The following is a 23,567-nucleotide window of genomic DNA, read 5'->3' on the forward strand; positions in this document are numbered from 1 at the left end:
ATTCCGGGTAAAAAGCCCCCTGCACTGCAGCCCGGCCAATAAAATTATACATTAAACCGGAAATGCATGATGTCCCCGTCTTTTACGGGGTATTCCTTACCCTCAATGCGCAGCTTACCTGCTTCCCGAGCACCTGCTTCCGACTTGTATTGCACAAAATCATTATAGGCGATCACTTCGGCTTTGATGAATCCTTTTTCAAAATCGGTATGGATCACACCGGCACATTGCGGGGCTTTCCAGCCGTTGTGGAAGGTCCAGGCACGCACTTCCTGCACACCTGCGGTAAAATAGGTATTTAATCCCAGCAGCCTGTAAGCAGAACGGATCAGGCGGTCCAGGGCCGGTTCGGTCATTTTGTATTCATCCATGAACAGCGCCTTGTCGTCCGGGTCATCCATTTCAGAGATCTGCGCTTCGATCGAATTGTTCATCACGATCATCTCGGCATTTTCGCTTTTTATGGCTTCTTTGAGGGCCGCTGAAAATTTATTCCCTGTATGCATGGAAGGTTCATCTACATTGGCCACATACAATACCGGCTTGTCGGTCAGCAGGAACAGGTCGGCGATCACCGCCTTTTCTTCCTTACTGATATCGAGCGAGCGGATGCTCTTTCCCTGCTCCAGGTGTGCTTTACAACGGTGCAGGATTTCCACTTCGACTTTAGCCTTGGGATCCGTTTTGGCTTGTTTTTCCTTTTTCTGGATCTGCTTCTCCACGCTGTCCAGGTCCTTTAGCTGCAATTCGGTGTCAATGATCTCCTTGTCGCTCACGGGATCGATCGCGCCCTCGTCGCGCAGCACGTTCTCGTCTTCAAAGCAGCGGATCACATGAATGATGGCATCCACTTCGCGGATATTGGCCAGGAATTTATTGCCCAGCCCTTCTCCCTTGCTGGCACCACGCACCAGGCCGGCGATGTCCACAATTTCGATCTGTGTAGGAACGATGCGCTCCGGCTGTACCAGTTCTGTAAGCACAAGCAGCCGTTCGTCCGGCACGTTTACCAACCCTACATTGGGCTCGATGGTACAAAACCGGTAATTGCTTGCCTGCGCTTTTGCACTGTTGCTGACTGCGTTGAATAACGTTGATTTTCCTACATTGGGTAGCCCCACGATGCCTGCCTGTAATGCCATACTGTGATAATTCTAAATTACAAATTCTAAGTTCTAAATCTCAAGTTCCAAATCTCAAACCCCAGACCTAAGCTCTTTGGACCTTGATTTTCCGGCCGCAAAGGTACAAATTCTCCGGCTCAATTTCTCAAATAAAGCCTAACTTCCCGCTTTCGATTTAAATTCATAATCTGACGAATTATGGTATTGAGCAGGATCTGGTCGGCTTTTATAATTGTAGCCATTCTGGTAGCGGCATTCAAGTGTTTCTTCCTGGGAGAAACGCAGATCTTTAGTTACATGATCAGCGGCAAGGCCAGCGATCCTGCCAACCCCTTAAAGCTGGATGGGGTGATCGAGACCTGCTGGGTGGCGGTAGAGATCTGCCTTAAGCTCATCGGTGTGCTTTGTCTTTTTATGGGTTTTATGAGCATTGCCGAAAAGGCGGGGGGCATCCGCTTTTTGTCGCGGATCATTGGCCCCTTCTTCTCAAAGATATTTCCGGATGTGCCCAAAGATCACCCGGCCATGGGGCATATGGTGATGAACTTTTCCGCTAATTTTCTCGGCCTGGACAACGCGGCCACGCCGTTTGGACTAAAGGCAATGGAAAGCCTGCAGGAGCTCAATCCCAGCAGGGATGTGGCCTCCAATGCCCAGATCATGTTTCTTTGTTTGCATGCCGCAGGGTTCAACCTCATACCAGTAAGCGTCATTGCCATCCGGGCAGCTCAGAACGCCTCTGATCCTACTGATGTGTTCATTCCCTGTATGATCGTCACTTTTGTAGGCACGCTCGTGGCGCTCATCATCGTTTCGCTCCGGCAGAAGGTAAACCTCTTTCAGCCGGTGATCCTGACCTGGCTGCTGGCGGTTTCCGCCGTCGTGGTAGCGCTGGTGCTGTACGTATCCTCGTTAAATGCCACTTCCATTCAGTCTTTTTCGGGTATGCTGAGCAGCGGACTGATCCTGCTGGTGTTCATTCTGATCGTGCTGGGAGGGGTGTATAAAAAGATCGATGTGTTCAGCGCATTTATCGATGGGGCCCGGGGCGGATTTGACACAGCCATTAAGATCATTCCGTATATCCTGGGCATCCTGGTAGCGGTAAGCATGCTGCGTACCAGCGGCACTTTTGATATGGTCATCAACGGTATGAAATACGTATTTCATGCCCTGGGCGCGGATACCCGCTTTGTAGATGCCCTGCCAACCGCGCTGATCCGGCCGCTGAGCGGCGGCGCTGCGCGGGGAATGATGGTGAGCACCATGACCACCTTTGGTCCTGATTCCTTTGCCAGTAAGCTCTCCGGGGTCTTTCAGGGCGCAGCAGATACTACTTTTTACGTGGTTGCTGTTTATTTTGGTGCGGTCGGGATCAAAAATACCCGGTACTCCATCGGAACCATGCTGATGGCCGATCTGGCGGGTGTCATCACAGCGGTTGGGATCAGTTATTTGTTTTTTACCTGAACTTCCTGTCTCCAAACTTGTTGAAAGGTGGTGAAGATGCCCGCCCGTTATCAGATCAATACCACATCCTTTGATCATTACTGGAAAAAAGGAGCCGGAGCACAGCTGTTATTGCAGCTGGGTTATACACCGGATGTCCGGGCGGCAGACCGCTTCCGGCATTTTCTGTTTGAATGGGACCGTGCCGGGGATGTGGTTGCGGACCAGCTGTATGCGAAAACAGGGTTTGTAAAAGCACAGGAAGCGCTGAGCGCTTATATGAAAAGCGAGCCGGTGGATCCGGAACCGAAACGAATTTTCGATCATTTTTTTGCGGGCATCGACCTTACTCCTTCATGGCTGGATCATGACAAAATAGACCGCGGCATTGAATTGAGCCAGCGTTCCGGGATCCCCGGGCTGCTGGTCCTGCGTAATTATTGTTTGATGGGCGGCTACGAATCGGCAGCCATCAATAAACCGCTGATCTATACAGGGGCCCTAAAAAAAGGTGCGGCAAAAAGATTAACGGAGACCACGCTTTTTTGGGTGAACATTACCCGCAAGGGAGCTTTTAAAAAAGGAGGAAAGGGACTGTATCATGTGATCAGCACGCGCTTTATTCATTCGTTCTCCCGGAGCAGCATCCTTGGTAAAACAGACTGGGACAACGAGCAGTGGGGCATCCCTTTGAATACCTGGGATATGCTGGCTACCCATTTGGGGTTCTCGCTGGTTTTCCTGACGGGCCTGCGCCGGATGGGATTCCGGCCGTCGGCGGAAGAGACAGAAGGACTTTTTCACCTGTGGAAATATGTTGGCTACCTGCTGGGGATCCCACTGGAGCTGCTGCCGGAGCAGGAATCAGAAGCCATCGAGGCCCTTTATTACTGGACAATGACGCAGCCGCAGGGCGATACCGATTCCGTGGCATTGGCACAGGCGCTGATCGGTGAAACCGTATCTTCCGGGTTTCCCCGGTCGCTGTTGCTGCGAAAACTGATGCAGCAGATACACTTATTTTATAACCATTTTTTTTTGGGACCTTACTCCTGCCGGCTGCTGCAGATCCCCAGACCGGGGATCGGGAACATCGCCTGCTTTTTTTTGTGGCGGTTAAGACGGATGGAGCGAAAAATGAACCGCCCGCAATTCCGGCAAATGGCCATCCGTGCAGGCGGAGCGCGCCAGGCAAATGCACTGGATATCTACCTGAAATACAAACGGCATTAAGCACCTGTTTAAGTGCCCTGGGCACAGCTCACTATGCCCTGAGCCCATGGCTTTCTGTTGTTCTTTTGGATGTATAAACGGGTTGGAACCCGTTCTTATACGAAAGTGATATTTTAATGAGCCCAAAAAGTTTCTCGCAAAGACGCAACGCATTGTTTTGATCTATAATAAATTTCACTATTGTATTACCGGATCTTTCGGGGCCATGCCTCTTTTGCTAAAATGATCGCTTATCCGCGTATGTTACAGATGGCGGCTACGGCGAAGCCCTAAGTAGCGGCGATAAAAAGCCGGTACCTCTTGTGACGATAAGGATTCTCCAGGGTCGTTTTTAAATAGTTCCTGAGAACCGGCCGGATGTCTTACCGGTACAAGCTGGTCATTACGGACAGGGAGCAACGGTATAAGCCTGTACTCCGTCTTTGCGGGTATGCAGGGTAGTATGCAGCATTCTGAACTGGCCGTCCTGGTCCCTTTTCAGCAACGCGATCCCGGTACGGTATTTTTGAAGCATAAAAACGATGGCCGCCTCTTCTGTGGCTTCGCCCCATCCTTTTATCCGGTTCAATTCGTTGACCAGGGCACGGGGAAAAGTGGGTTGATATGTTACTCCCTTGGCCGTATTGGTAATGCCTGCAACTCTTGGATAGCGCGTATTGAAATTTTTAGCGGCCTCCGGGTCGGTGATCCGCAGCGCATATGCGGTTCCATCAGGGAGAAGGATGAATTTTTGATAACTGCTGTCATAGGCTGTTGCCTGGTCAATGAGATGATACAGGTCCCCGCTTGACGGAGGCTTGTTTTCCGGGTGGTTGTGCAGGTCCGCAAAACGGTGCGCAACAAATGGCAGCGGGGCCGTATTGGCAGCACCATTGCTGACAGCCGACCGGATGATGTTCCCATGACGGTCTTTTCCAAAGGATACTGCATGCTCTTTTCCGTCGCCGGCTGCATGGATGATCTGGACCAGCGCCGCTTTACAGGTATCATGATCAAAAAGAAGGGTGGCGTTTGCCGATCCGGAACGGGTGCTGGGGCAGGGAGATGGGGGCAGTGTAAGGGCAGATGGAGGATGGCAGCCACCGGGAATGCAGGCTGCGTATAAAACCACTAAGGACCATAAGGAAACCCGTTTTTTCATATTCAGGACAGATGCCGTTGCATGTATTCAGCAATGTATTGCTCACTGCCGCTTTTGCTTTGGGAGAGGGTGCGTATGATCTTTTCCTGCTCGCTCTTTGTTTTGTTCTGGCTCAGTTTTTTCTTTCCCTCGATGGCAGTTGCCCGGATCTTAAAAGCAACAACCCCCTGGCTCATTTTGAGTTTAAAATCTTCCGGAAGCCGGTCGTATTGTGGTTTGTAAGCGCTTTCATAATGTTCTACCGTCCGGTCAAGCACAGCCCGTGTCTGATCCTGCTCCCGGATCAGCATGCCCTCTCCGTAAACATGAACGGCTATATAATTCCATGTGGGCACATTCAGCGCTTTTTCATAATGGACCGGTGAAATATAGGCGTGTGGCTCCTGGAAGATGACCAGTATTTTTTTATTGTGCGCGATCTCTTTCCATTGCGGGTTGGTTTTTGCAAAATGGGATATTAAATCAAATGAGGTCCCCTGCCGCTCAACAAGAAAAGGCAGGTGCGTGGCTGTAGGTAAACCATCCGCAGCGGCGGAAATGATGGTTCCGAACGAAAACCGCTCAATAAAGGAAAGGATCTCCTCCGGATCGTTCATGCGGTTGATTGCAGGGATATACACGGGAGTATCAGTTGTTGTTTTAAAAAAGCAGGGCCGGCTTGTGCCCGGCATACAAAGCACCGGGGGCAAAGGTAGCAGGTTTATTGTAATCCGCTGCATCCCCTTCATGTCAGACGCATTTCAATCTCCAAAGGTGGCCAGGCAGCGGCGTGCCCTCGAAACGTATGGAAAAAGACCTGCCTCAAAAGCAGTGAATCCATCCTTGGCCGGGAAGAAGGCAGGGCGGGGGAGGATTCTGTATCAATCGATATCACCTTACGTTTTTCCGCCTTGCCGGCCTCCAAAAAAACTTTTGACAGACTCTTTTTATAATGGCACCGGCTGGTCGTTCTTCGTATCTGTTTTAATGCGTTTGCCCTGTGCATCCTTTCTTTTTTGGCCCGTTTGCCGCGGCGGACCTGCATCGTTGATGGGTAAAGGCTGTTTGGGGAAAAGAAATGGTTAATTTAGCGGTTACGGTTGTTGCAGTGGGAACAATGGTTTAAAATATTCAATATGGAAAGCGCACATTTTTTGGAGACGCATTATATCAACAGGAGCGGCTGGCTGCGGGCTGCGGTGCTGGGCGCCAATGATGGTATATTATCCACGGCCAGTCTGGTCATTGGCGTGGCGGCCGCCACAGATCTGCGGAACCCCATTGTGCTGGCGGCCCTTGCGGGGATCGTTGCCGGTGCATTTTCCATGGCGGCCGGTGAGTACGTGTCGGTAAGCTCGCAGTCGGATATTGAAACCGCTGACCTGAAAAGGGAAAAGATGGAGCTGGAATCCATGCCGGAGGCGGAGCTTACAGAGCTGGCCAAAATATATGAAGGACGCGGGCTGAAGCAGGAGCTCGCGCTGGAAGTGGCAAAGGCGCTGACGCAGCACAATGCATTGGAGGCGCATGCGAAAGACGAACTGGGGATCAACGAGATCACACAGGCAAAACCGCTGCAGGCAGCGCTGGCCTCGGGGGCATCTTTCATTGCAGGAGGGCTGCTGCCCTTGCTGGTGGCGGTGCTGGCGCCGGTAAAATATATGGTGCTGACGGAATACCTCTGTTCCATTGTGTTTTTAGCCGTTACGGGTATGATGGCAGCCCGTGCCGGTGGCTCGGGTATTGTAAAGGGGATTTTGAGGGTTTGTTTCTGGGGAACCATGGCCATGGGGGCCACGGCACTGGTAGGATATTTATTTGGAGTGCAAACGGGCTAAGTCCCGGTTCCTGGTTGGGTTCCGTTTGATGCCTAATGAGGAGTTCTATGCTTGATTTTTATCACGTCGATGTGGCTGGTTGAAGGAAAGCTAAGGGGTAACAACGTGATCTTTGCTTTTACATTTAATATTTTACATGGCTGTTTTAAATTCCTCAGCGGGCTGGGGTTAATCTTTTGCCAATTCACTTTTCGTATCGTCCACTCCGGGTAGGTTTCCGCCTATTTTTGTTGATCACCAAATAGCAACCGGATGTCTATGAAAAAATTAACGCTTTCCCTTTTGTGGATGTTTTGCTCCACTATGCTGTTTTCGCAGGTGTACCGGCTGGAACCGGTATTTGCCGACAGGGCACGGACCACGTATCTCTCTTACTGGAAACTACTGGAGGGCAGCGCCGGAAAGGAAAAACCGAACACCTTCTCCCTCTGGGGGTACCAGTCCGATAAGGATAACTGGGCAACAGGGACCTATGAAGTGGAATATTTTAAGGGAAATGCAGCGGAGATGTACCGGTTGCTGAAGGATATTAATGTTTTTTCGGAGAAATACGGAGATGAGGATAAAGTGTTAACAGAGATCGAAGGGGTCCGCGTTCAAACATTCATCCGGATGGGCTTTAAATATACACTGGTATTTGATAAGGAAAACAGATCCGTTTGCATGTTTACCCGCAAGCAGTGGAAACATATCCTGGCTCAATTTGAATCCTTCTGTAAGACCAACCAGATCGGTTATGAACGCCGGTAGCGCTTATAAATTGCCGAGTATTGCGGTGGCTGCGTTAAGGACGTCATCATTTTTTGCGAAGCTTAAACGGATCTGTTTTATTCCGGGCGGAACGCGGTAAAAGGCGCTTAACGGAACCGTTGCCACTTTATGTTCGATAGCCAGCCACCGGGCAAAGGACACATCGTCCAGGCTGCTTACCCCGCTGTAATCAAATAACTGGAAATAGGAGCCTTTTGACAAGGCATTCAGCCTGAATTTTGATGACTGCATCCTGCTGACCAGCAGATCGCGTTTGGCCTGCAACATGATGGCCGAGGCTTCCTGATCCGCAATAAGCAGATATTTTGCCAGGGCGTATTGTGCCGGCGTGTTCACACTGAACCCCAGGTACTGGTGAATGGACCGGAATGCTTCTGTAAAGGCGGGCGCTGCTATTACAAAACCGATCTTCCACCCGGTAATATGGTACATTTTCCCAAAGGAATAGACAGACAGTACTTTGCCCTCCAGGTTCTTTTGGAGAAACCCGGGAATATGTTGCAGGCCATCGTATACAATAGTGTCGTACACTTCGTCGGAGATTACATAAATATCGCGGTGGCCGATGACTGCGGCAAGTTTGTCCCAATCGTTCTGCGCCCACACTTTTCCGCTGGGGTTGTGTGGTGTGTTGATGATGATGGCCTTTGTTTTAGGAGTAATGGAGTCGCTGATCTGTTGCCAGTCGATCTCAAAGTTCTTTTGCGCATCAAGCTGTACACGAACGGGGATGCCTCCGTTGATCTCGATGGCCGGCACATAGCAATCGAATGCAGGCTCAAGATAAATGACTTCATCACCCTTGTTCAAAACAGTGGTCAGCGCTGTAAAAATGCCGTAGGTGGCGCCGGGGGTAACGGTTACCCTGTCTGGCGCACAATAATTACTGCTGTATCTTTTATTAAAGGAGGAGGCAATGTTTTGCCGGAGCTCCGGCAGGCCGGGCATGGGCGCATATTGGTTGAATCCCTCTACCGTGGCTTCTTTTAACAGATCGCTTAATGCCGGAGCTATGGGGAAATCCGGCAGCCCCTGGGAAAGATTGTATGCATTTTCTTTCCGAGCAAGCGATGACATGGTCGTAAATATATTAACCGCTGCTGCAGAATGTTTGGATGGTAAGATCATTTTTTTTATTGGATATAAAATTCAGAGGAGTGTACACCGTTCCATTCGCGGTAAAACTGTGCTATAAAAAATTCCATGAACCGGTGCCGGTCTTCCGCCATTCGCTTTCCGGTGGCCGTATTCATTTTATCTTTTAGCAGGAATAGTTTTTCGTAAAAGTGATTGATCGTAGGCGCTTCGTTGTTTTTGTACTGTTCTTTTGTGTTATAGGTGGCTGGCGCTATTGCCGGGTCGTACAATTTCCGGTTCTTAAAGCCCCCGTAGTTAAATGCCCGGGCAATACCGATAGCCCCCAGGGCATCCAGCCGGTCTGCATCCTGTACAATATCCAGCTCAATGGTCTTGTAGCTACCGGATTGGTAGCTTCCTTTGAAGGAGATATGCCGGATAATGTTTTCCACCGCGGTGATCAGGGATTCGTCTGCCCGTTCCCCTGACAGGAACTCCCGGGCCATCTGCGGGCCCAGGTCTTCGTTGCCGTTATGGAATTTAGCGTCCGCAATATCGTGCAATAAGGCCCCCAACTCAACGATCAGGAGGTTGGCTGCTTCCTGTGCTGCTATATGTTTTGCCGTTTTCCACACCCGCTCAATATGGAACCAGTCGTGGCCTGCTTCTGCATGTTGTAACTGTTCCTGAACAAAAATGCGGGTCTTTTTAATGAGCTCTTTATGGTCCGCCATGATGATGATTCTGGAACAAAGATATTTATTTCGGGAAAAGACCTGGCGGACGGCTGCGCAACTTTTTTGGAAATGTTGTTTTGTTGTCCGCTTTCCGCTTTTCCTGCATTGTTAAGGAAGGGCACCCGATAAATTAAAGATCTTTGCTACTTTTGTCTCCCTGATGTTATTGCCAACGCATACAATCATAAAACAGGAAAGGACCAACATGGAATTAAAGGAAACAGTAAAAGCAGCAGCTGCTGCCATAAAAGAAGTAGTGACCGGTTACAGGCGACAGCTACACCGGCACCCGGAACTTTCGTTTAAAGAGTTCCATACATCGGCTTTTGTCAAGGAGCAGCTGGATCTGCTGGGCATTCCGTGGAAACCTATTGCCGGAACGGGGGTGCTGGCCCTGATAGAAGGGAACGGGGATTCAGACAAGGTGATCGCTTTAAGGGCCGATATGGATGCCCTGCCCATAACCGAATCCAATACCGTTGCATACAAATCGGTGAATGAAGGTGTGATGCATGCCTGTGGCCATGATGCACATACGGCTTCCCTGCTGGGTGTGGCGCATATCCTGCAGTTGATAAGGACAGCATTCTCCGGAACCGTTAAGCTGATCTTTCAGCCGGGAGAAGAGCTGTTGCCGGGAGGGGCGAAACAGGTGATCGAAGAAGGCGGGCTGACGGCGCCCCGTGCCGACGTTGTTCTGGGGCAGCATGTAATGCCCTGGATCCCGGTGGGAAAGGTAGGTGTGCGTACCGGTTTGTTCATGGCCTCTATGGATGAAATAAAGATCGAAGTGCATGGTAAAGGCGGCCACGGCGCCGAGCCGCACAAAGCGGTAGACCCGGTGATGATCACCTGTGCTTTGCTGCAGGCATTGCAACAGGTGGTAAGCCGCAATGCGCCCCCGCTGATGCCAACGGTATTGTCCTTTGGCCGTTTAAAGGCAGACGGCGCCATCAACATCATCCCGGACATGGTACTGATAGAAGGCACGTTCCGGACGCTGGATGAATCCTGGCGCGGGCAGGCCCATACGCAGATAAAAGAACTGGCCCAAAACCTGGTAGCCGGCATGGGCGGCCGGTGCACCATCGAGATCCGGAAAGGCTATCCGCATCTGAAAAATGATGAGGCATTCAGCTCCCGGGCAATCAGCTTTTTTGAAGAATACATGGGAAAGGAAAATGTACTGCCCCGGGACATCTGGATGGCGTCAGAGGATTTTGCCTATTACGGAAAGGAATGTCCTTCTTTTTTCTACCTGCTTGGTGTGCGTAATGAGGAGCAGGATATTTGCTCGGCGCTGCATACGCCATCATTTAATATAGACGAAGACGCCCTGGAGCTGGGAGCGGGGCTGATGGCCTATACGGCGCTCCGCTGGCTGCAAACTGCCTGAGCGCCTTGCTCATTCCAGAAACAGACCCATGAGGAGATTGTCGATCTGCCGGCCGCCGGGGTCCCGGATGTAATTTTTCTGGTATCCCGCTTCTGTAAACCCCATTTTTTTGTAAAGTGCTATGGCCAATCCATTGGTGGCATGCACATTCAGCCAGATGTTCTTAAGAATGCCTTTGGCCTTTGCCCAGCCGACTGCGGTGCGGATCAGTGCCGTTCCCAGGCCCACCTCCTGCCATTGCCTGCGTACCGCGATCCCCAGGAGGGCATTGTGCCGTATCTTGCTCCGGGATTCGCCGCTTAGCTGAAGGGTGCCGATGATCCTGTTGTTATATATGGCCACCAGCAGGAGGCTGTTGTCGCTTTCATTTAAAGAGCGGATCCACGCCTGCTCCTGCTGTTTGGTAAAATTAAATTCATTGACAGTGGAAATGAGGTACGGACTTTCCTGCAGGTAGCGCCACCCCGCTTCCAACAGGTCCTCCGCATCTGTTTTTATAGCTGCTCTTATGGTAATGGTTACGTTGTTTTTAAGCGTTACCGTAACCGGATTGATTTTCATGCCTAAAATTAACAAAGGGATGTGGTATGCGCATTCATTTAATATGATACATTTGTTTTTATATGAAGCGGCTGCACTGGATGCGCAATAATAAGGCCTGGGTACTGCTTGGCGGACTGGCCCTGATGATCAAGCTGGTCTCTTTTTTTCCGGGTGTGGTTGAAAAATATTACACCCGCGGCGTCTATGTATTGACTTCAAAGGCCCAGCGTCTGCTCCTGGGCTGGCTGCCATTCAGCGTGGGCGACCTGTTTTATGCTGCTGTGATCGTTTTTCTGATCATCTGGTGCATCCGCGCAATCCGCGCACTGCTGCACCGCGGACAGCGCAACGTCCGTTGGCGGAGCGGATGGATGCGGTTCCTGTTCGCATTGCTTTTGCTGTATGTTGTTTTTTACGCATTATGGGGACTGAATTACAGCCGGCAGGGCATTGCGGCACAATTTGGTCTTTCGGATCAAGAAGTGACCCGGCAGGACCTGGACACATTGGTACAGCTGCTGCACAACCGTATCAACAGGGATATAACACTGGTGCCGTTAGGGGAGCGGACCCTGCTGAGCGATCGTTCGCTGCTCTTTAAGCAGGCGGAGGATGCATACCGGATGGCGGAAAAGGCCTATCCTTTCCTGGATAGCCGGCCGGGGTCCGTAAAAGCATCGCTTTTTGGCGAGCTGATGAACTATACAGGTGTGCAGGGGTATTATAATCCTTTTACGGGCGAGGCACAGGTCAACACGACCATTCCTGCCTTCCTGCTGCCCTCTGTGGTGACCCATGAAATCGGTCACCAGGTGGGGTATGGAATGGAAAGCGAGGCAAATTTCCTGAGTTTTTTAACCAGCCGGCAACATCCCTCCATTCATTTTCAGTATGCAACGGATTTTGTAATGTACGCGTACGCCAGCGGGATGCTTTTTTTGATGGATTCCGCAAAAGTAAAACAGTACGACCGCACCCTTCACCCGCAGGTGCGAAAGGATTTTGCAGCGTACCGTGCGTTTTACAAAAAATACGAAAACCGGATAGAGGCCGTTATTGACTGGCTGTATGGAAGCTACCTGAGGGCCAACAATCAGCCCGCCGGAGAGCGGGCTTATGACGAAGTGGTCTTCTGGCTGGTGGGGTGGTACAAGAAATACGGGAAGGAGGCGATCTGACCGATAGATGATCCGGGTCCATGAATGGCTTCGTAGTTTTAAAATTTCGCAAAGATTTCGCCGGAGGCTTTATTTACGCGCTTCCTTTCTTAAATTTGGTAAAATTTCAGATCAATGGACGTATTGATTCGGGAAGAGCGCAGTGCAGATGTGGGGATCATTTCCGATGTGAACGAAGAGGCCTTTGGAAGGGCAGAAGAAGCGAACCTGGTAGACCTCCTCAGAAACAGCAGTGCTTTTGTTCCGGAGCTTTCGCTGGTAGCGGAAAAAGACCGGCAGATCGTGGGACATGTGCTTTTTACCAAAATTAAGATTATCGACAGCTTTAATCATTGTTTTGAAAGCCTGGCGTTGGCGCCTATAGCCGTCCGTACCCGCTTTCAAAGGCAGGGTATCGGGGCTGCCCTGATCCGGGCGGGACTGAGCAAGGCCCGGGAAATCGGCTACCTTTCTGTGATTGTCCTGGGCCATGAAACTTATTATCCCCAATTTGGTTTTCAACCGGCTTCCCGCTGGAATATCCAGGCTCCTTTTGACGTGCCCGATGAAGCCTTTATGGCGGCAGAGCTGGTGGAGTTTGGTTTGAAGAATGTATCCGGTATTGTGGTGTATGCCAAAGAATTTGAAGCGGTCTGATGCCGGTTGTAGCTAAAAAAAACAGCTCTTTTACAGGAAAGCATTTATATGGAACGTTTAATTATTGATATGGATGGCGTGCTGGCGGATGTGTACAGCCAGTTTCGAAAGTATGAAAAGGCAGAGCTGGGAATAGAGCAGGAAACAGCGGCTGCTATCGGGAAAGCGGAGCGGGAAGCGTTTAAAAATGCGGGAACCTATGTGAATACGCCTGGTTTTTTTCTCGAAGCCCCGGTCATGCCGGGAAGCGTGGAGGTGATGCGGCGCCTGAACCGGAAATATGAAGTATATATCGTATCTGCGGCTATGGAATTTCCTTTAAGCCTTTATGAAAAATACCAGTGGCTGCAGCAAAATTTTTCATTTCTCGGCTGGGAACAGATGGTGCTCTGTGGCTCCAAGAAGGTCATACACGGGGACATTATGCTGGATGATCATTTTAAGAATCTGGACCATTTCAATGGAAGAACCCTGCTATATGCCCAGCCGCACAACATGACGAAAGACCCCGGGAAACACGTACGTGTGGCCGATTGGCAGGAGGTGGAACAGGTCTTGTTGTGAGCATTAGCCTTCCAGACCCAGAATGACCTTACGGAGCAATAACAAGGCCTGCATGGTAGTGATCTCAATATTCTGCTCCCGGTCAAACCGGAGCTGCAGCAGCCTGGTAACGATCCGGTCCTGGTTCCCTGCGGCGATCCAGATGGTGCCTACCGGCTTTTGCGGGGTGCCTCCATCCGGACCGGCAATGCCCGACGTGGCTACCGCGTAGTCGGTGCCCAATTGTTGCAATGCACCTTTTACCATGGCTTCCACTGTTTCGCTGCTGACGGCGCCCTGCGTGCGCAATGTTGTTGCCGGCACCTGCAACAGCGCCTCTTTAATGATGTTGGAATAGGAAACAATGCTGCCATTGTAATAAGCGGAGGAGCCGGGCACCCGGGTGATCCAGTGCGCCACATTACCACCGGTACAGCTTTCGGCAGTAGCCACGGTCCTTTGCTGTTTCAACAGCAGGTGCCCGACGATTTTTTCAATGGGCTCATCTGTTTTGGAAACGACAATATCTTCCAGCAGCGCCGTCAGCTGGTCAAACTGTAAGCCGACCTCTTCTGTTAGTTGCTGCTCTTTGCGGCCCTGGCCGGTGAGCCGCAGTTTTACAATACCAAAGCTGGGCAGGTAGGCCAGCCGGATGTGCCGGGGCAGGGCTGCTTCAAAATCCAGCAGCCGTTCTGCCACCATGGATTCTCCCATTCCGGCGGTGAATGCTGTACGGTGCACGATGAACGGAAATTTAAAATGCTTCAGCAGCCGCGGCATCACCTCATCGATCAGCAATCCCTTCATCTCGTGCGGCACACCCGGTAACGAAACGAAGACCACGTTCCTGCCATCAACGCTTTTTTCAAACCACATGCCGGGCGCCGACCCCCGGGCGTTGTGCAATATCTTTGCCACATCCGGCACCTCTGCCTGCTTTTTGTTGCGCTCGGTAATGGGGCCGGGGCGACGGTACACTTCCCGGAACAGGTATTCAATATGCCGGGCTACATTGGGGTCCATCACCATTTTGCCGCCAAAGTAGTTGTTTAAAAGCGGCTTGGTAATATCATCTGCAGTAGGTCCCAGTCCGCCGGTAAGGATAATGATCTGCGCCTGCTTTGATTCTTCATTCAGCGCGGTTTCGATGTCTTCAGCATTGTCTCCGACCGCCACCCGTCGCCTGACCCAGATGCCTGCTTTGTTAAATTCCTGTGCAATAAAAGCACTGTTGGTATCAATGGTTTGTCCGATCAATAATTCATCACCGATCGTAATAATGGAAGCGTTCATGACAAAGTTTTTGCAAATATTCAACTTTTATGGATCAAAAAACAGATCAAAGACGGCGGTACGGTGATTACCCGGCTTTGATGGTTTGTAATGATACAAACCGGGGCCGTTATTTTTGCTGACCGGAAGGTTGGTATGTTGCCTTTCATTGTGTGGAAGCAGGCATGTGCGCCGGCCATTTATTTCAATACCTTCAGATAAATATTCCTGAAATCGATCGGCTGCCCTTCGCTTTGCAAGGCAATATAGCCCGAGGTAAGGGGTTTCCCGTCGATTTTCTGATCGGGCGCATACCGGTTCACCACCGGCCCGCCGATCTGGGGTTTGGAATACTGCATTACCGTATCGCCTTCAATGATGTGTGTGATCAAAGAGTCGCCATGTACGATCAGCTCGCCCCTGATCCACTGCCCCGGGGGATAGGTTTTCGAGGTGGAGTTGATGCAGTGCCGGGTATCCAGCTTGCCCTGATAAAAAATATGCGTACCCGGTGAGCACATATTGCCGGTGGTTCTTGGGTTGCCATCTGATAAGCCGGCCAGCAGCTGCATTTCGATGGAAATGGGCCAGTCCTGTTCTTTCGGCATGGTGCGCGGATCCTGCGAATGATACATGATGCCGCTGTTTTCAATGGTGTATTCCGGTGCATCGGTCCGCCATTCGGATTGCGGAAGAAAACGGTACTCGAATTTCAGGTGGTAGTGTGATAAAGGCGTTTTGTAGTAAAGATGTCCGTAGCGTTCGTTGAAATGATCATAGCCATCGTAACGTACTTTGATCATGCCGTCTTCAGCACGGAACGTACGGGCATAGTTGTCGCCTGTTTCATGGTGGTGGATCTTCACCATCCAGTTATCCAGGTTCCTGCCGTTGAACAGTGAAGTCCAACCTTCCTGTTCGGCCGCACGATGGCGGGATGTGGAGCAACCTGCATGGATCAGTATGAAGAAAAGTATTGCAAAGAAAAAATATCTGCTAAACATACAATAGTTTGGATAAAGATAGGCAATCGGATCTTAACATTGAAGGGGCGATGTCTGCAGGTTATCACTTTTGTAATATGCATCCGTCCTGCTTTTCAAGGCGTTTTGGGAAGCGTACTGAAGCTGCAGTGAGTGACACAAGTAAAGCCGGGAGGAGCACTGCAGCCGGAACCAAAAGATTCAGTATTCAAATTTTCGCAGCGTAGGGGCTTTCAGCCAGGTGGTGATCACTACGATCAGGGTCATGCCGCCGCCAAAAACGACGGAAGGGATCACACCCATTACCCGCGACATTACGCCGCTTTCGAACTGGCCGAGCTCATTGCTGCTGGTTACGAACATGCCGCTGACACTGCTGACCCTGCCGCGCATATGATCCGGTGTAAGCAGCTGCATAACGGTTCCTCTTACAACCACGCTGATGCCGTCGAGGATGCCGGAAACCAGTAGCGCTACAAATGACAGAAGAAACCATTTGGATAGGCCGAACAGGATGATGCAGATACCATAACCGGCCACTGCGATCAGCATTTTTTTACCCTGTGCTTTTTTCATGGGGGAGAAGGTAAGGGTAAGCACAATGATGATGGCGCCGATATCGGAGGCGGCATTGAGCCATCCGTACCCGAGCGGGCCTATTTTTAAAATATCGGAAGCGAAAACCGGAATAAGGGCCACGGCACCGCCAAAAAGTACCGCAAACATATCCAGCGCCATCGCAGCCAGCAGCGCTTTTGTATGGAATACAAAACGCAGCCCTTCCATTACGCTTTCCAGGGTCTTTTTTTCAAGATTGCCTTTAAACGGCGGTTTGGGCTTTAATTGTGTAAGGATCAGCAATGCCGTAAAGATCAACGTGGCGATCACCACCAGGGTATTGGTAATGCCATAAAGCGCGATCAGGAATCCGCCCAGCGCATGACCGGTAACCGAGGCGGAAAGCCAGGTGCCCTGGTTCCAGGTAGTGGCATTTTGCAGCAGGTGCCGCGGAACAATGATGGCGATCATTGAGTTTAACGAGGGGCCGGCAAAGGACCGGAGAATCCCCGTGAAGAAAAAAGTGCCATAAATGCACCAGGTAATATGGCGGATATGAAAAGTTTTTGCGGCTGTATCCGTGGAAAGGAACAAAAGAAAGCATGCGGCAAAGAAGTAGCCGGCCACAGACCGGAGCAACAGCTTCTTTTTATCGCTGATATCTACCTTGTGGCCCGAATAGAGCGCCAGGGAAAGAGCCGGGATCACCTCCGAGAGGCCGATCAGTCCAATGGCCAGCGGGTCTTTGGTAAGCTGGTAGATCCACCAGCCCACAACAGTGGTGATCATACGCATGGCGCATACAAACAAAAAGCGACCGGTCATCAGGTTCCGGTATTCGGGGATGCGTACCGCGCCCAGCGGGTCGTCTGTAACCTGTACAACAGGTGGTTGCTCGTTTTCCATTGAGGCAGCAAAGGTAATGAACGTTTCACGTTTGATGTTTAAAGTTTACCGGCGTTTTGTGCTCCCTTTTTAATGCAGGTTAAGGTTGTTTAACAGGCAGCTACTGTATAGAACAATTTGTCCGGAGAACTTAGGAGCTGATTTGAGAATTTGAAGATTTGAAAGTGTGGAAATGTGAGAATGAGCGCCCGGTATTATGTATGAAACCGGATCCGGCAGGTGTGAATAGTCGATGGAACACCGGGGATGAGATGGATCCAACAAATATTAAACGTTAAACCAGAAACGTGCCTGTGATCGGTGAATGCACCGGAGCTAACGTGAAACTTCAAGCCGTAAGCCTGAAATATTATCACTTAACTGCCGGGTACCTGATTTCAGCTATGCCGGAAGGGCAACCGGGTGTAGCCCGGGGGGATAGGGTTTGTTCAGCGCATTCACAACGATGTTCAGGTGCCGGTCGTTGGTAATGAAATCCGCCTGCGAAGCATCTACGAACAAAATGGGAAAGGGCAGTTGCCGGATGTACTGGAGATAAGTGTCCTGGATGCTTTGAAGGTAGGCATCCGGTATCTTTTGCTCGTAGGTGCGCTGCCGCTTTTTTATATTCTCCTGTAGTTTTTTTATGGGGGCATGAAGATAGATCAGCAGCTGGGGCTGTATCAATTGCTGCTGGATAATATCAAAGAGACGCTGGTACAGTTTGTATTCATCTTCCGACAGGGTTACCCGGGCAAACAACAGCGATTTGGTGAACAGGTAATCGCTGATGGTGAGCTGCTGGAACATGTTTTTTTGAACGAGCAGCTCCTGTAGTTGCTTGTACCGTTCCGCCATAAAGAAAAGTTCAAGCGGAAAAGCAAACTGCTGCGGGTTAGCGTAGAATTTTGGCAGGAAGGGATTGTCTGCAAACTCCTCCAGTACCAGGCGTGCGTTACAGCTCCTGCTCAGCGCCGTGGCCAGGGTCGTTTTTCCGGCACCGATATTGCCTTCGATGGTGATAAAATCGTACTGCATGTAACTGCCTGCAAAATAAGTACAATTTTGAGACCTTATATTTTTTTTACCGGGGAGGCATCCGTTGTTTGCAACAGCAATTGATGGATGGTCCGGTTCAGCTCCGGGTGGATCTGTTCCGGCGCAATTTCATCCAGCGGAGCCAACACGAACCGGCGCTCGGTCATCCGGGGGTGGGGCAGGGTTACCACCGGCGACTGGTACACGAGGTCATTGTACAGCAGGATGTCAATATCGATCACCCGTGGCCCGTATCGTTCTTTGCGAACGCGCCCCATATCCGATTCGATCGCTAAGATCATCTGCATCAGGGCTTCCGGCAGCAACGGTGTGGTTACAAGGAGGGCCTGGTTGTAAAAGTCGGGCTGGTCGGTAAGTCCCCAGGCGGCGGTTTCATAGATCGCCGAAATTTTCCGGACCGGGCCAATGCGGTGGCTGATCAGGTCGCGTGCCTGCGTCAGATGGGCCGCACGGTCGCCCAGGTTTCCGCCGATTAATAAAAATGCATGGTTCATTTGTAATGCGCTACAAGCCAAATATCTTTAATTTTGGCATTTCATCAAAGGAGATCTGTTTTAAATTCATTATATGCGTTCTTTTTTCAAAGTATTCCTCGCCGCTTTTCTGGCCGTCCTTGCATTCTGTGTCATTGCCTTTTTCTTTTTTATGGGTATGGCCAGCAGCGCAGTTTCCCGTGCCGTTCCGGTGATCACGGACCCGTCGGTATTGAAAATCGACCTGGCCGATGCCTATGTGGAAATTCCTTCGAGTGACGTACAATCGATCGTTCAGGAACGATCGCTGGAGGCCACACCGTCGCTGTATGATGTGATCCGCCTGATCAGGAAGGCGAAGACCGATGACCGGATCCGGGCGATCTACCTCGTAGCCAATGGAAATGCAAACGGGTTTGCCTCGAGTGATGAGATCCGGACAGCGCTGGAGGATTTCAAACGTTCGGGAAAAACGGTCATTGCATTTGGAAATACGATGACCCAGAAGGCTTATGCAGTGGCAAATATTGCAAATAAAATCTATGTGAGCCCCTCCGGGGACTTTGAATGGGTGGGGTACCGCGTGAGCTATCTCTTTTTGAAAGGGGCCCTGGATAAACTGCAGATCAACCCGCAGATATTTTATGCAGGGAAATTTAAAAGCGCTACTGAGCCGCTGCGCGCAGAAAAGATGACGGAAGCCAATCAATTACAGACCAGCGTTTGGCTGAATGACCTGTATGCCGACCTTTTGCAAAAAACGGCTGCTGCCCGGAAGCTGGATACGCTCACCCTGCACCAGTGGGCCAATGAGGGTGCTATCCTTACCCCACGGATCGCCGCCGACAGGAAGCTGATCGATGGGGTGCGTTACGATGATGAATTGCGGCTGGAACTGAAACAGCAATTAAAAATAGACAGCGCCGACAAGATCGATTTTGTGACCATCGGCCAATATGCACAGGCGAATAAAGATCTGGAAGGCAGTGGAGAAAAGATCGCCCTGATCTACGCGGCGGGCAGCATTGTGGATGGAAAAGGGGAGGATGGAGTGATCAGCGACGGTGAATATATAGATCTGTTACGCAAAGTGCGCCTGGATCCTTCCATTAAAGCCATTGTGGTCCGTGTAAACTCCGGGGGCGGCAGCGCATTGGCAAGCGACCATATCTGGAGGGAGATGAAGATGGCAAAGGCTGCCAAGCCACTGATGGTGAGCTTTGGAGATGTTGCAGCTTCGGGCGGGTACTATATGTCCTGTGCCGCGGATAGTATTTTTGCCCTGCCCGGTACGCTGACCGGGTCCATCGGCGTGTTTGGGGTCATTCCGGATATGAGCGCGTTCCTGAAAAACAAGCTGGGCGTTACTTTTGACGGCGTCAGTACGGGGCCGCTGGCCAATGCCGGATCCGTTGATCACCCCATGACCGAGCAGGAGAAGAAGATCGTTCAGGGCAGCATCGAACGGATCTATGATCAGTTTAAACAACGCGTGGCTGAAGGCCGGAAAAAAGACACGGCGTATATCGAAACCATTGCCCAGGGAAGGGTATGGACCGGATTGCGAGCAAAAGAGATCGGACTGATCGATCGCTTTGGGGGGCTGGAAGACGCGCTCAACGCAGCGGCGAAAAAAGCAGGATTAAAAACGTTCAGGGTAAAAGAATACCCTCGGCATGGGAGCCTGCTGGAGCGTCTCCTGGGAGTGAGCAGGAACAGCAGCGCCGCCACGATGGTGGGGCAGGAACTGGGGCCGGAGTATGCAACCGTGTATGAGCAGCTGAAATCGGTAAAACAAATGACCAATAGTGTGCAGGCACGGCTGCCTTTTACGTTTTCGGTCCATTAAAGGGGAGCAACAGGGACCCGCTACAAATAATAAAAAAGAAGGTTGAACAAACCGCAGATCAAGCAATCAGGCATCAGCATGAAGTATAACCAGTCAAGGGCCCTGTGGGCCATAACAAAAGCAAGTTTTAAAGCAATATTCAGTCAGCCGTCATCCCTTTTTTTCAGCCTGCTTTTTCCAATTGTGTTCATCCTGATCTTTGGGGCATTTACCGACCGGCCGGCCGCGGCAAGAACCGTGGCGGTCGACCCTTCCGGGGATACCACCGGTGTTCTTTATGACAGCCTGGTGAGCAGCGGGTTTATGAAACTGGTGCATTATCATGATACCGCTGCCCGCAACGAGGACCTGAGCAAAGGCAAGCTGGATGCCGTGCTGCTCATCCGGAACGCAAGGGATACGGGCGAAACGGCCCGGATATGGCTAAAGACCAGTGAGGTCGGCACGGCGGCCCTCCCGGGACTGGTGCGGGCCATTGACTATGCAGCGCTTCGTATTCAGCTGAATGCAGCGCACATAAAAAAGAACTATACCATACAAACACAGATCGTTCCCGGAAAAAAATACCGTTCCATTGATTTTGTACTGCCCGGTCAGCTTGGGTTTTCCGTCCTGTTCTCCACTTTATTCGGTATTGCCTTTGTCTTTTTTAATCTTCGCGAGCAGCTGGTCTTAAAACGTTTTTATGCTTCACCGGTGAAAAAGCTCAATATCCTGGTGGGCATCGGGGCCAGCCGGCTGTTCTTCCAGCTGATCAACCTGGTGGTGCTGATCCTGGTGGGGCATTTCTTTTTAGATTTCACACTGGTGCACGGGGCATTGACCTTCCTGGAAATGCTGGTGCTATCGGTGGTGATGTTGTTTTTACTGATGGGGGTAGGACTTATCATTAGCAGCATCGCAAAAAATGATACGGTGATCCCGCTCATGATCAATGTTTTTGGATTTCCGCAAATACTGCTTTCGGGTACCTTTTTTCCGATCGATGTATTTCCGAAATGGATGCAGCGTCTTTGTGAGTTGCTGCCGCTGACACAGTTCAATGATGCCATGCGCAAAGTGTCATTTGAAGGCCTGCATCTGTATGATTGCTGGAAAGAGCTGGGCTATCTGGGCTTGTGGATCCTGGTGGTTTATTTCACCGTTTCAAAAATTATGCGGTGGGAGTGAGGAATGGTTCAACGTTTCAGGTTCCAGGTTCAAAGTTCCAGGCCTGCTCCCTGAAAGGGAATACGCCGGGGACCGATGTTTAAGTTGAAGGTCTATCGTCTAACGTCTATTATCTAACGTCTAATCTAAGAACGCAAATATGAAATATATAAAGCTCTTATTTTTTAGTGCGATCATTCTTTTACTGGCCGTTACCGGTGTAACGCTCTTGCTGCCGTCGCATGTCCGCGTGTCGCGGGCAATAAACCTTTATGCGGGAGCCGACTCTGTACTCAGCGAGGTCGGGGACCTGTCGCGCTGGAAGAACTGGTACCCGGGTTTTGATACACTGCAACTGAAAGATGTAACAGTCGCGGGCGGAAGGGTTACAAGAGCGACGGTAAAGAACATACAGCTGGAGGTGACCACCAGTGCCGATTCGCTGGTTACCGTTCAGATGAAAAAGGGCGTACAGCCGGTGCTCAACAGCTGGAGACTGATCCGTTATGCGCATTCGGATTCGCTGACCCTTCAGAATTATATGGATTTTAATTTTAAATGGTACCCCTGGGAGCGTTTTTCAGGGCTGCTGGTAGACCGGTCTTACGGGCAGATCATGGAAGAAGGGCTGAAAAAGTTAAAGGAGAATGTACATTAATGGGCTACGGGGCCACGAAGGAATTCAATAATATAGTTTACGCCTGCAGATAAAAAATCTTAGTGTTTCTTTCTGCCTTTGGGACTTGGTGGCAAACAGACTTCAACCCCGGATGAATTTCAGGTTCCGCTGAATGCCGCTCAGTTTCGTGCGCTTGATGGGAGAATGCTTAAAGATCTTCCGGAATTGTTCTTCTGAAAAATGCTCCCATTCCCTCGTGGAAAGGTTGAGGACCTCCGGCAGGGGTGTAAAATCCGGCTGCTGGTTGGGCGTACTGAAACGGTTCCAGGGGCAAACGTCCTGGCAAACATCACAGCCAAATACCCAGTTTTGGAACCGGCCTTTTGCCTCCTCCGGTATCAGCGCTTCTTTTAATTCAATCGTATAATAAGAAATGCATTTACTGCCATCCACTACTTTACCGGGTAAAATAGCCTGGGTGGGACAGGCATCGATGCATTTGGTGCAGCTGCCGCAAAAATCTTTTCCGTAGGGATCATCATATTGAAGCGCCAGATCTGTGATAAGGGTAGCAATAAAATAAAACGATCCCGCGCCTTTTACCAGCAGGTTACCATTTTTGCCAATCCATCCCAGCCCGCTTTTCCGGGCCCATGTGCGTTCCAGCACCGGTGCAGAGTCTACAAACCCACGGCCGTTGACGGCACCGATCTGTTCCCTTATGTATTGGAGCAACGCGTTCAGCCGGGCACGGATCACTTCATGGTAATCCTGCCCGTATGCATATTTCGAGATCCTGGGTCCGTCCGTTTGCTGTGTTTGCTGCGGAAAATAGTTCATCAGCAGGGTGATCACCGACCGGGCGCCGGGCACCAGCTTTGCCGGGTCGATCCGCAGATCGAAATAGTTTTCCATGTACCGCATCCCCCCATGCATGCCTTTCGACAACCATTGTTCCAGTCTGCGGGCATCTTCATCCAGCTGCTCCGCTTTGGCGATACCACAATAGTCAAAGCCCAGTTCACGACTGTATCTTTTTATAAGCTGTGTATGCTGTGCGATCGGATCCATTTTG

The 23,567-nt window shown here is 50.8% G+C and carries 23 protein-coding genes; 11 read left to right on the top strand and 12 right to left on the bottom strand.

Annotated features, from left to right (window positions below; all coding sequences use genetic code 11):
- Positions 1–44 precede the first annotated feature (44 nt).
- The gene (gene ychF, locus B160_RS0100165; RefSeq protein ID WP_018625808.1) at positions 45–1,142 is read right to left on the bottom strand and encodes a redox-regulated ATPase YchF; all 1,098 of its coding nucleotides are present in this window, start codon (positions 1,140–1,142) and stop codon (positions 45–47) included.
- Between the two features lie 180 nt (positions 1,143–1,322).
- Between ychF and B160_RS0100170 the strand changes: the two genes are divergently transcribed.
- Positions 1,323–2,594, top strand: coding sequence for a nucleoside recognition domain-containing protein (locus B160_RS0100170; RefSeq protein WP_018625809.1), 1,272 nt, complete (start codon positions 1,323–1,325; stop codon positions 2,592–2,594).
- Between the two features lie 36 nt (positions 2,595–2,630).
- On the top strand, positions 2,631–3,806 hold the full coding sequence (locus B160_RS0100175; RefSeq protein WP_018625810.1) for an oxygenase MpaB family protein: 1,176 nt from the start codon (positions 2,631–2,633) through the stop codon (positions 3,804–3,806).
- A gap of 382 nt (positions 3,807–4,188) precedes the next feature.
- On the opposite strand, the gene B160_RS0100180 is transcribed toward B160_RS0100175, so the two are convergent.
- Positions 4,189–4,947, bottom strand: coding sequence for a hypothetical protein (locus tag B160_RS0100180; RefSeq protein WP_018625811.1), 759 nt, complete (start codon positions 4,945–4,947; stop codon positions 4,189–4,191).
- A 2-nt stretch (positions 4,948–4,949) separates the two neighbouring features.
- Positions 4,950–5,567, bottom strand: coding sequence for an FMN-binding negative transcriptional regulator (locus B160_RS0100185; protein ID WP_026309412.1), 618 nt, complete (start codon positions 5,565–5,567; stop codon positions 4,950–4,952).
- A gap of 495 nt (positions 5,568–6,062) precedes the next feature.
- Between B160_RS0100185 and B160_RS0100195 the strand changes: the two genes are divergently transcribed.
- Together B160_RS0100195 and B160_RS0100200 are read left to right on the top strand one after the other, a co-directional pair.
- Complete coding sequence (locus tag B160_RS0100195; RefSeq protein ID WP_018625814.1) at positions 6,063–6,764, top strand: VIT1/CCC1 transporter family protein; 702 nt, start codon at positions 6,063–6,065, stop codon at positions 6,762–6,764.
- 258 nt (positions 6,765–7,022) lie between these two features.
- Positions 7,023–7,514 carry a hypothetical protein gene (locus tag B160_RS0100200; RefSeq protein WP_040679186.1) on the top strand — a complete coding sequence of 164 codons (492 nt, stop codon included), beginning with the start codon at positions 7,023–7,025 and terminating at the stop codon, positions 7,512–7,514.
- A gap of 3 nt (positions 7,515–7,517) precedes the next feature.
- Here the strand turns inward: B160_RS0100200 and B160_RS0100205 are convergent, their stop codons facing one another.
- Together B160_RS0100205 and B160_RS0100210 are read right to left on the bottom strand one after the other, a co-directional pair.
- Entirely contained in the window at positions 7,518–8,663 is a 1,146-nt protein-coding gene (locus B160_RS0100205; protein WP_018625816.1) for a methionine aminotransferase, read from the bottom strand.
- A gap of 5 nt (positions 8,664–8,668) precedes the next feature.
- Complete coding sequence (locus tag B160_RS0100210) at positions 8,669–9,346, bottom strand: HD domain-containing protein (protein ID WP_018625817.1); 678 nt, start codon at positions 9,344–9,346, stop codon at positions 8,669–8,671.
- 208 nt (positions 9,347–9,554) lie between these two features.
- On the opposite strand from B160_RS0100210, the gene B160_RS0100220 reads away from it, so the two are divergent.
- On the top strand, positions 9,555–10,745 hold the full coding sequence (locus tag B160_RS0100220; protein ID WP_040679340.1) for a M20 metallopeptidase family protein: 1,191 nt from the start codon (positions 9,555–9,557) through the stop codon (positions 10,743–10,745).
- A 9-nt stretch (positions 10,746–10,754) separates the two neighbouring features.
- Here the strand turns inward: B160_RS0100220 and B160_RS0100225 are convergent, their stop codons facing one another.
- Complete coding sequence (locus B160_RS0100225) at positions 10,755–11,306, bottom strand: GNAT family N-acetyltransferase (RefSeq protein WP_026309416.1); 552 nt, start codon at positions 11,304–11,306, stop codon at positions 10,755–10,757.
- Positions 11,307–11,368: 62 nt separating this feature from the next.
- Between B160_RS0100225 and B160_RS0100230 the strand changes: the two genes are divergently transcribed.
- From B160_RS0100230 to B160_RS0100240, 3 genes are all read left to right on the top strand, one after another.
- Positions 11,369–12,466 carry a DUF3810 domain-containing protein gene (locus tag B160_RS0100230; protein ID WP_018625821.1) on the top strand — a complete coding sequence of 366 codons (1,098 nt, stop codon included), beginning with the start codon at positions 11,369–11,371 and terminating at the stop codon, positions 12,464–12,466.
- 114 nt (positions 12,467–12,580) lie between these two features.
- Positions 12,581–13,102, top strand: coding sequence for a GNAT family N-acetyltransferase (locus tag B160_RS0100235; RefSeq protein WP_018625822.1), 522 nt, complete (start codon positions 12,581–12,583; stop codon positions 13,100–13,102).
- Between the two features lie 48 nt (positions 13,103–13,150).
- On the top strand, positions 13,151–13,666 hold the full coding sequence (locus tag B160_RS0100240; RefSeq protein ID WP_018625823.1) for a 5' nucleotidase, NT5C type: 516 nt from the start codon (positions 13,151–13,153) through the stop codon (positions 13,664–13,666).
- A gap of 3 nt (positions 13,667–13,669) precedes the next feature.
- On the opposite strand, the gene B160_RS0100245 is transcribed toward B160_RS0100240, so the two are convergent.
- The 5 genes from B160_RS0100245 to folK form a co-directional block, all read right to left on the bottom strand.
- Entirely contained in the window at positions 13,670–14,938 is a 1,269-nt protein-coding gene (locus tag B160_RS0100245; protein ID WP_018625824.1) for a CinA family nicotinamide mononucleotide deamidase-related protein, read from the bottom strand.
- 179 nt (positions 14,939–15,117) lie between these two features.
- Positions 15,118–15,921: a 3-keto-disaccharide hydrolase gene (locus B160_RS0100255; RefSeq protein ID WP_018625826.1), complete on the bottom strand. Its 804-nt coding sequence runs from the start codon at positions 15,919–15,921 to the stop codon at positions 15,118–15,120.
- A gap of 180 nt (positions 15,922–16,101) precedes the next feature.
- Positions 16,102–17,364: an MFS transporter gene (locus B160_RS0100260; RefSeq protein WP_018625827.1), complete on the bottom strand. Its 1,263-nt coding sequence runs from the start codon at positions 17,362–17,364 to the stop codon at positions 16,102–16,104.
- 381 nt (positions 17,365–17,745) lie between these two features.
- On the bottom strand, positions 17,746–18,381 hold the full coding sequence (locus tag B160_RS0100265; RefSeq protein ID WP_018625828.1) for a deoxynucleoside kinase: 636 nt from the start codon (positions 18,379–18,381) through the stop codon (positions 17,746–17,748).
- A gap of 35 nt (positions 18,382–18,416) precedes the next feature.
- Entirely contained in the window at positions 18,417–18,896 is a 480-nt protein-coding gene (gene folK, locus B160_RS0100270) for a 2-amino-4-hydroxy-6-hydroxymethyldihydropteridine diphosphokinase (protein ID WP_018625829.1), read from the bottom strand.
- Between the two features lie 73 nt (positions 18,897–18,969).
- Here folK and sppA point away from each other — a divergent pair, with 73 nt between their 5' ends.
- The 3 genes from sppA (at position 18,970) to B160_RS0100285 (ending at position 22,531) form a co-directional block, all read left to right on the top strand.
- Positions 18,970–20,724 carry a signal peptide peptidase SppA gene (sppA, locus tag B160_RS0100275; RefSeq protein WP_018625830.1) on the top strand — a complete coding sequence of 585 codons (1,755 nt, stop codon included), beginning with the start codon at positions 18,970–18,972 and terminating at the stop codon, positions 20,722–20,724.
- A 42-nt stretch (positions 20,725–20,766) separates the two neighbouring features.
- Positions 20,767–21,894, top strand: coding sequence for an ABC transporter permease (locus B160_RS0100280; protein WP_018625831.1), 1,128 nt, complete (start codon positions 20,767–20,769; stop codon positions 21,892–21,894).
- 139 nt (positions 21,895–22,033) lie between these two features.
- Positions 22,034–22,531 carry an SRPBCC family protein gene (locus B160_RS0100285; RefSeq protein WP_018625832.1) on the top strand — a complete coding sequence of 166 codons (498 nt, stop codon included), beginning with the start codon at positions 22,034–22,036 and terminating at the stop codon, positions 22,529–22,531.
- A 102-nt stretch (positions 22,532–22,633) separates the two neighbouring features.
- On the opposite strand, the gene queG is transcribed toward B160_RS0100285, so the two are convergent.
- A complete protein-coding gene (queG, locus tag B160_RS0100290) occupies positions 22,634–23,563 on the bottom strand; it encodes a tRNA epoxyqueuosine(34) reductase QueG (protein ID WP_018625833.1) in 930 nt (309 codons plus the stop codon).
- Positions 23,564–23,567: the final 4 nt, after the last annotated feature.

This window comes from Niabella aurantiaca DSM 17617 (genome assembly GCF_000374125.1).
Classification (GTDB): domain Bacteria; phylum Bacteroidota; class Bacteroidia; order Chitinophagales; family Chitinophagaceae; genus Niabella; species Niabella aurantiaca.